Below are 11,693 nucleotides of genomic sequence, written 5' to 3'. Positions count from 1 at the left end.
GGGCACCAGCAATGAGCCGTGTAAAGACTCAAATGAACGCGCTTTCATGCTCACCGAGATAGCCAAAAATCTAGATAAGAACAGGTTAACGAGACACAAATCTTTCATGGAATGAAGTATTTGAAAGCGCGTTCAGGGCATGTGGAGAATCGCACTGCTTGCCTGGCTGGTTCATAATTCGCGGCGGGGCCAGCCCCAATGCCGCGGGCCCCGACTTGTCACTTAATTGCTGGGCGGTGTCACAGACACAATGATTCGCGCCTGCATCTCGGAGGGATTCACGAACCTGTGCGGGAGGGTGGAGCTGAAGTAGCAACTGTCGCCTGCACCCAGGGCGTGACTCACGCCGTTGACCTCAACCACAAGCTGGCCTTCCAGGACGAGGACGCACTCCTCGGATGAATGAGTCCTGGGTTCGCTTGAGGAAACAGCCCCGGGCTCCAGAACGGCCTCCAGTACCTCGAGTTTGCCTCCCGAGCGGGAAGCCTGCGAGTAGACAATCTGCCCGTGCGGCGAAGAGACCAGCCGACGCTGATCTCGCCTTATGACGGAAACCTGCTCATCTTCCTCGGCACGAAAGAGGTCGAACAACGGCACGTCAAGCGTCTCGGCGAGCCGACGAAGCGACTCGAGGCTTGGATCCGTCAACCCTCGCTCCACTTGACTGAGCATTGCAACGGACAGCCCGCTTCGCTCGGAAACCTGGGTAAGCGTCAGTCCGCGGTCTCGGCGCAGTTCACGAATGCGGGAAGGCAACATATCTACAGTATCCATCAGGCACTGGCGAGTGTGCGCCTGCGCAACCTTCGCCGCCAAAACCACGCTCCTGCAGTAGCCCGGCCCGTGGAGGCCATCCAAGAATTAAAGTGTGGTTGATATTTTTCATGCACAGTGTAATTATGTGACCGGGGCAACACAGCCCGTGTTCATCGCTCATAGGTCGCTGTCCAGGATTGATCCCGGTGGTGGACTATCGCAGTGCCCCGGACGGCCCTCACTCCCAGGCCGTAGTCGTCATTTCTCCCCTACTTTCATTGAGGATCGGAAACACCAACCATGTCAGTTATTACCCCTGAGGACTTCCGTAGCCAGTTCCCCGGACTGGCAAACACAGTCCATCTGGCCAGCTGCAGCCAAGGCGCCCTGTCCCGGGATCTGTCAGGTGAACTCCTTGAATTCCAAAGCAGCATCATGGAACACGGGGCACCATGGGTCACCTGGATGAACAAGGTAGAGCAGGCGCGAACCATGTTCGCCGAATTTATCGGAGCCTCCCCGGAGGAGATCGCTGTCGTCCCATCTGCCTCGGAGGGCGCCTACCAAGTGGCTTCGACCCAGACCTACAGCGATCGCGACGCCATTGTGACAACAGACTTGGAATTCCCCTCGGTCGGACATGTGTGGCTGGCACAAGCGGCACGCGGCGCACGCACCGTGCATGTGCCCGACCGCGGCGGCGTTGCACACGCCGAAGACTATGCGGCCGCGATAGATGAACGTACCAAACTCGTGTCCATCCCGCTGATCACATACCGGAACGGCTCAAGACTTCCCATAAAGGAGGTCATTGCTATCGCCAAGAGCCACGGAGCAAGAACTTTCGTAGACGCTTACCAAGGCGCCGGCGTGGAACCGATCAACGTCCGCGAGATGGACTGTGACTACTTGGTCAGCGGGACGCTTAAGTACATGCTTGGAATTGCTGGTGTGGCGTTCCTGTATGTTCGGGACGGCCTCAATGACGATTCCGACCCCCAACTTACCGGCTGGTTTGGACGGAAGGACCCATTCGAATTCAACCCGCGTGCTCTCGGTTTTCCCAGAGCTGCCCGCCGCTTCGAGTCCGGAACTCCCGCCATACCTTCCGCATATGGAGCGGTTGCCGGCATGAGGCTGCTGCAGCAGCTTGATCCCCATGCCGTGAAGCAGCACGTGGGACGTCTGACCCAGCAGTTGCAGGATGAGTTGACAGCTGCAGGCGCCGTGCTCGATTCGTCCGCTGACCCAGCACTACGTGGACCACAGGTGGCTCTTGTTGATGACAATCCCCAAGAACTTTGCGACTTCCTGAAAACGCGTGGAGTCATCGCCAGCCCCCGTGGCTCGATCGTAAGGATGTCCTTCCACTATTACAACGTCGAGGAAGATGTCATAGCGGTATTGAAGGCACTGAGCGAATGGCGCGGCAAGTAGCTGCCGCTTGCTTGCCTATGTCCGCTGGCCGGCAAGCTGGCGTGAAGAGTAATCAATCGACCACGACGGCAGAACAATCTACTAGGAGAACAATGGCTGTTTTGGCCGGGCTCACCGCAGCCCTCTCGAATGGTTCGGTGGAAATCATCGATCTCACTACTCCCCTGAGCTCCGCGACCCCCATTTTGAACCTGCCGCAGCCGTTCGCGAACACCGTAGGCTTGTCGGTTTCGCCGGTCAGCAATTTCGACGACGCCGGACCGGCCTGGGCCTGGAACGACGTCACGGTGGGCGAACACGCCGGTACGCATCTGGACGCTCCCGTCCACTGGATCACGGGCAAGGACGGCAAGTCGGTGGACCAGATCGAGCCGCATCGTTTGGTGGGCCCGGTTGCGGTGATGGATAAGACTTTAGAGGCCGCTGCCAACCCGGATTTCCTGTTGGAACCCGAGCACTTTGAGCAGTGGCAGGACGAGCATGGTCCGTTCCCGGAGAACTGCTGGGTGATCTTCCGGACTGGATGGGCGGCCCGGGGCGCTGATGCCGCGGCTTTCGTCAACGCGGACGACGACGGTCCCCACACTCCCGGTGTCTCCGCAGCAGGTGCCAAGTGGCTTGCCGGGAACACCTCGATCAGCGGCTTCGGCGTGGAAACCGTCGGCATCGACGCTGGCCAGGCCGGCACCCTGGACCCGATGTTTCCGGTTCACTCGTTCCTGTTGGGCGCGGACAAGTACGGAGTGACGTCGCTGCGGAATGTTGACCGCCTCCCGGTTGTCGGCGCGACACTCGTTGTGGCGCCGTTGCCGATCGTGGGCGGCACGGGCAGTCCAAGTCGGGTGTACGCGCTGGTGGAAAAGGCGGAGGTGGACCACGCATGAATGAGCAAATAAGGGTTTCCACGCTCGTCGGCAGGACGCTGGCGAAGCTCGGCGTCGGGCACGTCTTTGGGGTGGTGGGCAGCGGCAATTTCGATGTCACCAACACGCTCATGGCCGAAGGCATCCCGTACACAGCGGCACGACACGAGGGCGGCGCGGCAACCATGGCGGACGCCTATTCACGCATGTCCAGCAAGGTGGGAGTGGTGACCACGCACCAGGGCTGCGGGCTGAGCAACGCCATCACGGGCATTGGCGAGGCAGCCAAAAGCCGGACGCCGATGATCGTGTTGACGGCCGACACCCAGGCCGCCGCAACCAGGTCGAACTTCAAGATCGACCAGGACGCCCTGGCCCGCAGCGTGGGTGCCGTGGCGGACCGGATCCACTCCCCCGCAACAGCCATCGCGGACACCGTGCGAGCTTTCCGGACGGCCGTCAACGAACGGCGCACCGTGGTTCTCAGCTTGCCGTTGGACGTCCAAAGTGGCGCCGCTGCGGACGAGGTGGGTGCCGTCGTCGTGCCTCAACCGACAAAGATCCGCCCCGACGCGCCCGCGGTCGAGAAGCTCGTGGCATTGATCGGCGCAGCGGAACGGCCCGTGTTCTTGGCAGGACGCGGTGGACGCGGTGCCCGTGAGGAGATTCTGGCCCTGGCACGGCATGCGGGCGCTTTGGTGGCGACCTCAGCCGTGGCGAGCGGGCTGTTCAACGGCGACCCGCACAACCTCGGCATCTCGGGCGGTTTCTCATCCCCGCTGACGGCTGACTTCATCAGCGGCGCAGACCTGATCGTGGGCTGGGGCTGCACGCTGAACATGTGGACCATGCGGCATGGGCGGCTGATTTCACCCGGCACGAAAGTGGTGCAGGTCGACGTCGAGGACGCTTCGCTGGGTGCCAACCGGCCCATCAACCTCGGCGTGCTCGGCGACTCCGCGCTCACTGCTGCTGATGCGTTGGAAGCACTGCGCAGGCTGCAGTCAGAGCCGGCGGAGAAGTACCGCACGGAGGCCAACGCCCTGGCCATCAAGCAGGGCTCACGGTGGCGGGACATTGAGACAGAGGACGTGTCCACAGCGGCCGCCATCGATCCGCGTGTACTCACCCGCGAACTCGACTCGATGCTCCCGGCCGAGAGGATCGTGGCCGTCGATTCCGGCAACTTCATGGGCTACCCCAGCCAGTACCTTGCCGTCCCCGACGAGTTCGGATTCTGCTTCACGCAAGCATTCCAGGCCATCGGTCTTGGCCTGTACACGGCGATAGGCGCTGCGCTGGCCCAACCGCACAGGCTGCCGGTCCTTGGCGCGGGTGACGGCGGCTTCCTCATGGGGATCAGCGAACTTGAGACAGCCGTCCGCCTCAAACTGCCGCTCGTCTGCATCGTCTACAACGACGCCGCCTACGGCGCAGAGGTGCACCACTTTGCCGGGCACCACACCGGGGCGGAGCTGGATAGTGTGCTCTTTCCGGACACTGACATCGCCGCCATAGCCCGCGGGTTCGGAGCTGAAGGCGTGACTGTCCGGACGGTCGCCGACCTCGCCGCCGTGCAGCCTTGGCTGGACTCGTACCGCGCCGGAACCCAAACCCAGCCACTGGTCATCGACGCCAAGATCGCCTCAGACGGCGGATCGTGGTGGCTGGCGGAGGCTTTCCAAGGCCACTAGTACAAAGCGCAACCAGCAGCGCTGAGACACCGAATAGAAGCTGATACACCGAATTAACAAGTCCTCCCTACAGACAAGGCAGTATTTCCATGGACGAACACAACGCAGCCGGTACGCCGTTGCAAGCCAATACACATGGCCTGCAGCGCCGCCTTACCGGGCGACAGCTCAGCATGATTGGGCTGGGCGGTGCAATTGGAACAGGGTTGTTCCTCGGCTCCAGCCTGGCCATCTCGCAGGCAGGTCCTTCTACGATCATTGCTTACATCGTCTGCGGACTTGTCGCTCTGATCATCGCCTGGGCGCTGGCAGAAATGGTCGTGGTGCATCCTACGGCGGGAGCCTTCGGCGTGTTGGCGCACTCCTATGTGGGCCGCTGGGCCGGCTTTGTAGTGCGGTGGACATATTGGGCCATCCAATGCATCGCCATCGGAGGCGAAGTGATTGCTGCCGGAATATTTGTCCGCTTCTGGTGGCCCGACATTCCACTCTGGCTCTCAACGGTTGTCTTCTCAGTGGCGATCCTGGCCGTCAACGCCGCAGCAGTAAATCTGTTTGGCAAGATTGAGTACTGGTTCGCCATGATTAAAGTGAGTGCGATTGTTGCTTTCATCCTTTTAGGACTGGCGCTTCTCTTCTTCGGTCTCCCCGGCCAAGCACCGTTGGGATTGGGCAAACTGACATCCGACGGGGGCTTCATGCCCAACGGCATACAGGGCCTGCTGTTGGCGATGGTTTTCGTCATCTTCAGCTTCATCGGAACCGAAGTGGTGTCCGTGACTGCTGCTGAGTCCGAGAATCCGGGCCGCGACGTCGTTCGGGCGACCCGCTCCATGGCTCTGCGTCTGACACTGTTCTATGTCGTGGCCATCAGCATCGTCTTGACGGTGGTGCCCTGGACGCAGACTGCCCAGGCAGGCGGCAATATTACAGCGAGCCCCTTCGTTATGGTGTTCTCTGCGGCCAACATCCCTGCAGCCGCAACCATCATGAACTTCGTGGTACTGACGGCTGCGTTGTCTTCAGCCAACGCCAACCTCTACCTCACAACGCGAATGATGCACTCGCTGGCTGCACACAAGTACGCACCGGCGTGGGCCGGGAAGCTCACCAAACGTGGTGCTCCTGCCATGGCGCTGATCCTCAGTTCCATCGGCCTTGTCATTGCCGCAGTTATTTCTGTCGTGGCCGCCGACACTGCGTACCTTGCACTATTTGGCATCTCTGTGTTCGGCGCACTGGTTGTTTGGATCCTTATTCTTATCACCCACATGCGGTTCCGTTTTGTCAGGGCGCGGCACGGTCTTCCACAGTCACCCGCACGTCTAGCGGGGGCTCCACTGACAACCATCCTGGCATTGCTCTTCCTCGTAGCGGTGCTCGTCTCCACGCTCTTCATTGAAGGCCTCACCTGGACGTGGGTGGCGGGTGTTCCGTTCTTCGTGGCCCTGCTCATCGCTTACTACTTCGTGGACAAACGAACGGCCGGCAATCATCGCTACGATCCCCTAAGGGAAGAAATCGAGCATGCCCAGCCAAAATATGCACCTGAACAGGCCACAGCAGCTACCGATTGAGCACCTTGGCTTTCGCCGGAGGACTTAACCGCCCTTGGTTTTGAATTGCCAATTTGGCTACCTGTGTAAGGAGGCACGCGGTTTGTGGCAGGGTTATCCTGCCACAAACCCAGTAGGCGCAGGAGCCAGCCAGTGCGTCGTTGGCCGGTATGCAGGTGGCTCACCGCACTTCATACAGCCCACTGAGCCTGCGCGGATGCCACTTGGAATGAAGCTTGACGTTGAGTCATGCTCATAGTTCGTCCCTACGCTTCTGTTCCTCGGCTGACTTCATCACCATCTCGGTAGCGAGTCGCATTAGCTCGGAAGTCGCAGGTGAGAGTGCCGCGCCTTGGCGAATGATGACGGCAATGGTGTCATAGATGGGATCCGCGAAAGGCGTAGTGAGGACACCGTCAGGGAAGATGTCGCTTACGGCGACGGCCCGGGACGTGATGGTGTCGCCCACGCCCCGCGCGACCAGGCGCAGAGCGGACTCCACATTCTCGACTTCGATCATGGGCTCCAGGCGGATTCCAGCCAGCTGTGCGCGTTCTGCCAACTGACGCCTTGTCGGGTCCTGCCAGCCATAGTGGGCGTCGTAGAGAATCAATGGGGCTTTCATGACCGCTTCCATCGTCATGGGCTTGCGTACGCGCTCCGGATCGGAGCTCGCCCACAACACCTCGTCGCGCAGCAGGGGTTTCACGCTAAGGCCATCGTCACTGACGGGAAGCACCACGAGGCCGGCTTCCAGCTCCCCGGACCGCACGGCGTCGGCCACTTCCACCGAGTTCTGGCCGACGAGTCGGGTGCGAACTCCGGGGCGCTCGGCATGGAAGCGGACCGCCAGATCTGAAAGGAAGTAGTACGAAGCATTGCGCAACACGCCCATCGAGGCCACACCGCCGCGTAGTCCGCGAAGCGCACTTAGGGACTGCTCGGCTCCTTCGGCGCCTTCCACAGCCCGGCGTGCCCAAGGAAGCAATTCATGCCCGGCTGAAGTGAGGACAAGGCGGCGACCACCACGGACGAAGAGCTGCAGGCCGTTTTCGGCTTCGAGCTTGCGCACAAGTTCGGAAATGGTTGGTTGTGTGATGCCGAGTTCGAAGGCCGCGGAAGTAAACGATCCAAGTGTTGCGGCGGCCAAGAAGGCCCGGAGCTGCGTAAGGGTCATAGGACAAGGCTATATGTTGGATAGTCATCATAGTTCTTGTGGCATAGACTGCTACCGGCCTAGGATCGCTGCATGCTCTTTACTCCTGCAGTCCTGAAGAATCTGACCGGGTCCTTCCACCACCTCAAGATCCCCTTGGTCAATGCACCCGCAGCACAGCGCGACCCCGCCGTCATCGATACCGTTTCAACAATGCTTCGGGAGATCGAGGCTGGTGGAATGGACGCTGTCCTGCGGTATGCGAAAGATCTTGACCGTTGGGACGGCGCCCCAATTGAACTTCCCGCAGCCCAGATCGCCTCCAGCGGAGACCGGCTTCCTGCCGAGCTGCGCGAAGCGATAGAGCTCGGTGCCGAACGTACACAGGCATTTGCCCGCGTACAACGGAAACATCTTGTCGACTTCGAAACCGAACTCGTTCCAGGACTGGTAGCCGGAGCACGCTATATCCCGGTGTCGCGTGTCGGCGCTTACCTTCCGGCAGGCCGCTTCCCCCTTACCGCCAGCGCCTTCATGACCGTAGGCGTGGCCAAAGCCGCCGGGGTACCCACCGTAGTCGCCTGCACACCGCCGCAACCGAACGGGCAGGCCAATGATGCTGTCGTCTACGCAGCGCATTTATCCGGCGTCGACCGCGTATTTGTACTCGGAGGCGTGCAGGCTCTGGCGGCAATGGCGTTCGGGCTGCTCGGCGATCTTCCGGTGGACATGCTTGTCGGCGCCGGAAACGCGTACGTCGCTGAAGCGAAGCGCCAACTGTTCGGCACGGCCGCTATTGACCTCCTCGCCGGTCCGTCTGAAGTCGCTGTCATCGCAGATGAGAGTGCCGACGCCGAACTCGTCGCCGCTGACCTGCTCGGCCAAGCCGAGCACGGCCCGAATTCCCCGGCTGCCCTCGTGACGACATCTGAACAGTTCGGGCAGGATGTTATAGCGGCTGTGGACCGGCAGCTGCTGACTCTTGAGACCGCGGCAATCGCTGGTCCGGCCTGGCGCGACTATGGGTCGGTGACGGTGGCATCAACCCGGGAAACCGCCGTGGCGCTAATGGACGACCTTGCACCGGAGCACCTGGAAATCCTTACCGTCGATAACGACTACTATCATGATGCCCTCCGCAATTATGGATCCCTTTTCATCGGTGAATGGAGCACTGTCGCCTACTCCGACAAGGGAATGGCCGGAACCAACCATGTTCTGCCAACGGCCGGTGGAGCCAAGCATTCAGCAGGCCTGTCGGTGTCGCGTTTCCTGAAACCACTCACATATCAGCGCATCGCCCGTGAAGCAACGAAGGACCTGGCAGAAGCAGTGGCAACCATCTCGGATTCGGAAGGCATGGCAGCGCACAAGGCCACTGCAACGATGCGGCTTGAGCGCGCAGGGGAACAGCCGAACCGCCCAACCGAGCCCGCATCAGCGCGATGAGGACAGAACCTCGAGCCGGCTTGGCACACGTTCCTCCACCACCCGTTTCGCGCCAAATATCCGTCCGCGCCCATGAACTGGCGCCCCGCATCGGTGAACTCGAAGCCAACCTCCACATGATCGAGGAAGCTATTCGCGATGCAGCAAAGGCAGGCGTGCAAATGCTCGTCCTCCCGGAGCTGGCCACGAGCGGGTACTACCTTCGCGTGGACGAGGCGAAACGATGCGCCCTGCCTGCGGACGACCCGGTCTTTGGCAAATGGGCGTCGCTTCTGGACCCGGGAATGGTACTGGTTCTCGGCTTCTGCGAACGCGACGGAGACACACTGTTTAACAGCGCGGCCGTCATAACCCAGGCCGGGGTCATCGCCGTCTACCGTAAGACGCATCTGTGGGATGAGGAGCAATCAATCTTCGAACCAGGCAGCGCGCCTGCCCCCATAGTTCAGACCCCGCTGGGAAACCTCGGAGTGTTGATTTGTTACGACCTTGAGTTCCCGGAAATGCCGCGTGGGCTGGCACTCAGGGGGGCCGAGATTATTGCCGTGTCTACAAACTGGCCCACGGTGTCAAGACCAGAGGGCGAACATCCGCCGGAGGTTATCCAGGCCATGGCAGCCGCCAGATCCTCACGCGTAGCAATTGTTTGCTGCGATCGTGCGGGCACCGAACGCGGCAACCTATGGACCCAGGGTTCCTCCGTGATTAATGGAGACGGGTGGCTTTCGGGCAAACGCGATGGTGATCGTCTTGACGCGACGATCACCATCGCGCCTGGACGTACACAAATCGGCCCACGAAATGACTCCATCAACGATAGGCGTCCCGCAATTTACGTGCCCTCCGGAAACGTCAGCCAAGGCTAAGCCAGCCTGTCCAAAATCGCTTGTGCCGTGCCCCGCAGATAATCCGGGGGGCACGGCTTTCTACGCTCCAAGCCAGAACACAAGCCGGTTGAGGCCGGCACCCAAAGCATTGGCTTGCCGGTGGGATGTCGAGGGCGCAGTCCTTGGCAAGGTTTGTGTCAGGACGGGAATCCCTGCCACAAACGACGTGGATTCCGGCCCGGACGCGGAGGACGGGCACCCCGGCGATGGGCGCCCGGGTCTTCGGCCGCGGCTTCGGCGGAAAGGTACGCATATCGGACGAACCGACCAGGGCACCGGTGATGATGAGGAGGTCGTGAACACAGCAGGGTGGATGCAGGCGCGTCGTCGTTCTAGAGAAAGTTAGTTATAGAAGATGCGCTTAGCCCTTTGCGCACGGACAAGAGGCGCAACGAGCCGAACATGCATCATCCGTGGACCTCTCCCACACCGCGGCCTTACCCTGCACAGAAGGCAAGAGGCTCCCCTGGGTCAGGAAACGCGATTCATCCCGCTCTACTGTGGTCCACCAACCCGTGGCTGGGCAGTGGTCTCCGGTGCGGAGAAGAAGCTCGGGAAGGAATTTTCGCTGGGGTTGGTGTGCGGGGTGCATAGGTACATTCCTTACGTGTGCTCGAAGAAATTGGCGGTGGGAGCTGGGGACCGCGTGGATTTTGCTGAAGTGGTCCCCAGCTCCGCTACCGGGGTCAGTCGTCTTCGGCAGCGCCCTCCATGACGGCTGTTGGTGCGATGTAACCGTTGGGGTCGATGACCCATCCGGCATCGTGGGCAGCGGCGGTCACCTCGGGGGCCCACTCAAGACGTACACGGTCATCGCCCGGGTTGATGACTAGGATTTCTCCCGTTCCCGGAGTCGCCGCTGTGTCTCCGGCTTCAATACACCGGAATTCCCGCCAGGCACCTGCCGGGACCGAGAAGGAGTCTGAAGGACCCAGCTCAAGAGTCGTGCTGGACTCGCCGTTGAGGGTGATGGCCCAGCGGCCCGATTTGACCAGTAGAACCTGGGGCCGTCCGTGACGGTGCTGGAGGACACCCTCTTGGGGTTTAGCCCGAACCCATGCCAGGTTAAAGCTGTGCGGTTCGTGGATGTTCGGGACCTGGCGACGGTCCTCGGAGATGCCGTAGCCAATCACCGGGCTTAGCTCGGCACGCCCCCCGGGCAGAACGTTGCACAGGAGCGCATGGCTGCTGTACTTGCGGTCTCCCGGCTGCACGACACGGGAGCGCATCTCTTCGGGGGTGTAGGTGGTGAGCTCATCAATGTAGTGCTGCTGCATGGGCTTGATGAGGGCGACATCCTCAGGCAGTTCATCGCCAGCTACCGTATCGATCAGACGGTTGTCTGCCGTAAGGTGCAGCCCATACGACTCAGCATCGCGCAGAACTGACGGGCCCCAGATGATGCCACCGGTGTCGTCGTGGCCCAGAACTGTGTAGAGAATTCCGTCGTCCGGACCTTCGTTTGTGAATCCCCGGAAGATCCACGTGGGAACGGAAACGATGTCGCCGTCTTTGGCGATGTATTCGCCTTGCTTCCCGTCTGCGCCCCAGCGCAGCCGGAATTCTCCTCCAAGGTTGATGAACACCTCGGCCGTGAAGTGCAGGTGGAGGTTGTTGCTGATGCCATTGGGCATTCCTGCCGCACCGGTATTAAAACCGTGGGGTTCGGTCAGATTGATGTATTGATTTGGGTTCTGCGATACCCCTGGCCCGACGAAGGCGTAGTTTTCCTTCTGGTCTGATCCTGGCGTGCGGCAGTCGATGAACGCCGAATTGCAGGCGACCCAATCAGTACGGCGGATGGTTCGCCGCTGGATCTCCTGGGCATCGATTGCTACATCGGTATCGATTGTGTTGGTCATGGTTCTTCCTTTGGAGAAAGTTCAGATCTTCGC

Annotated in this window: 9 protein-coding genes; 6 read left to right on the top strand and 3 right to left on the bottom strand. The window is 60.8% G+C overall.

The genetic code is table 11. The annotated features are described in order from the left end of the window. Positions 1-222: 222 nt before the first annotated feature. A complete protein-coding gene (locus J2Y41_RS16355) occupies positions 223-774 on the bottom strand; it encodes a cupin domain-containing protein (RefSeq protein WP_309930014.1) in 552 nt (183 codons plus the stop codon). A 282-nt stretch (positions 775-1,056) separates the two neighbouring features. Between J2Y41_RS16355 and J2Y41_RS16350 the strand changes: the two genes are divergently transcribed. The 4 genes from J2Y41_RS16350 (at position 1,057) to J2Y41_RS16335 (ending at position 6,327) form a co-directional block, all read left to right on the top strand. Next, positions 1,057-2,193 (top strand): aminotransferase class V-fold PLP-dependent enzyme, encoded by a 1,137-nt coding sequence (locus J2Y41_RS16350; protein ID WP_309930012.1) that lies wholly within the window; start codon positions 1,057-1,059, stop codon positions 2,191-2,193. A gap of 92 nt (positions 2,194-2,285) precedes the next feature. Next, a complete protein-coding gene (locus tag J2Y41_RS16345; RefSeq protein WP_309930010.1) occupies positions 2,286-3,077 on the top strand; it encodes a cyclase family protein in 792 nt (263 codons plus the stop codon). Next, complete coding sequence (locus tag J2Y41_RS16340) at positions 3,074-4,750, top strand: thiamine pyrophosphate-binding protein (protein ID WP_309930008.1); 1,677 nt, start codon at positions 3,074-3,076, stop codon at positions 4,748-4,750. Before J2Y41_RS16345 ends, J2Y41_RS16340 begins: the two co-directional genes overlap by 4 nt. Positions 4,751-4,839: 89 nt before the next feature. Next, entirely contained in the window at positions 4,840-6,327 is a 1,488-nt protein-coding gene (locus J2Y41_RS16335; protein ID WP_309930006.1) for an amino acid permease, read from the top strand. Positions 6,328-6,559: 232 nt separating this feature from the next. Here J2Y41_RS16335 and J2Y41_RS16330 read toward each other — a convergent pair whose 3' ends face one another. Beyond that, positions 6,560-7,483, bottom strand: a complete 924-nt coding sequence (locus J2Y41_RS16330) for a LysR family transcriptional regulator (RefSeq protein ID WP_309930004.1) — start codon at positions 7,481-7,483, stop codon at positions 6,560-6,562. Positions 7,484-7,555: 72 nt separating this feature from the next. On the opposite strand from J2Y41_RS16330, the gene hisD reads away from it, so the two are divergent. Next, positions 7,556-8,911 (top strand): histidinol dehydrogenase, encoded by a 1,356-nt coding sequence (hisD, locus tag J2Y41_RS16325; RefSeq protein ID WP_309930003.1) that lies wholly within the window; start codon positions 7,556-7,558, stop codon positions 8,909-8,911. Then, positions 8,908-9,777: a nitrilase-related carbon-nitrogen hydrolase gene (locus J2Y41_RS16320; RefSeq protein ID WP_309930001.1), complete on the top strand. Its 870-nt coding sequence runs from the start codon at positions 8,908-8,910 to the stop codon at positions 9,775-9,777. The genes hisD and J2Y41_RS16320 overlap by 4 nt, the downstream gene beginning before the upstream one ends. Before the next feature lie 707 nt (positions 9,778-10,484). On the opposite strand, the gene J2Y41_RS16315 is transcribed toward J2Y41_RS16320, so the two are convergent. After that, the gene (locus J2Y41_RS16315) at positions 10,485-11,660 is read right to left on the bottom strand and encodes a cupin domain-containing protein (RefSeq protein WP_309929999.1); all 1,176 of its coding nucleotides are present in this window, start codon (positions 11,658-11,660) and stop codon (positions 10,485-10,487) included. Between the last annotated feature and the right edge of the window lie 33 nt (positions 11,661-11,693).

The organism is Arthrobacter sp. 1088 (assembly GCF_031455315.1).
In the GTDB taxonomy this organism is placed as follows: domain Bacteria; phylum Actinomycetota; class Actinomycetes; order Actinomycetales; family Micrococcaceae; genus Arthrobacter.
Note: the sequence above shows the minus strand (reverse complement) of the source record. Positions and strands in the feature narration are given on the sequence as shown.

Excerpts from the sequence above, each read along its gene's own strand:
- J2Y41_RS16315 (WP_309929999.1), bottom strand. The coding sequence starts at position 11,660 with ATGACCAACACAATCGATACCGATGTAGCAATCGATGCCCAGGAGATC.
- J2Y41_RS16335 (WP_309930006.1), top strand. The coding sequence starts at position 4,840 with ATGGACGAACACAACGCAGCCGGTACGCCGTTGCAAGCCAATACACAT.
- J2Y41_RS16355 (WP_309930014.1), bottom strand. The coding sequence starts at position 774 with ATGGATACTGTAGATATGTTGCCTTCCCGCATTCGTGAACTGCGCCGA.
- hisD (WP_309930003.1), top strand. The coding sequence starts at position 7,556 with ATGCTCTTTACTCCTGCAGTCCTGAAGAATCTGACCGGGTCCTTCCAC.
- J2Y41_RS16330 (WP_309930004.1), bottom strand. The coding sequence starts at position 7,483 with ATGACCCTTACGCAGCTCCGGGCCTTCTTGGCCGCCGCAACACTTGGA.
- J2Y41_RS16340 (WP_309930008.1), top strand. The coding sequence starts at position 3,074 with ATGAATGAGCAAATAAGGGTTTCCACGCTCGTCGGCAGGACGCTGGCG.
- J2Y41_RS16345 (WP_309930010.1), top strand. The coding sequence starts at position 2,286 with ATGGCTGTTTTGGCCGGGCTCACCGCAGCCCTCTCGAATGGTTCGGTG.
- J2Y41_RS16320 (WP_309930001.1), top strand. The coding sequence starts at position 8,908 with ATGAGGACAGAACCTCGAGCCGGCTTGGCACACGTTCCTCCACCACCC.
- J2Y41_RS16350 (WP_309930012.1), top strand. The coding sequence starts at position 1,057 with ATGTCAGTTATTACCCCTGAGGACTTCCGTAGCCAGTTCCCCGGACTG.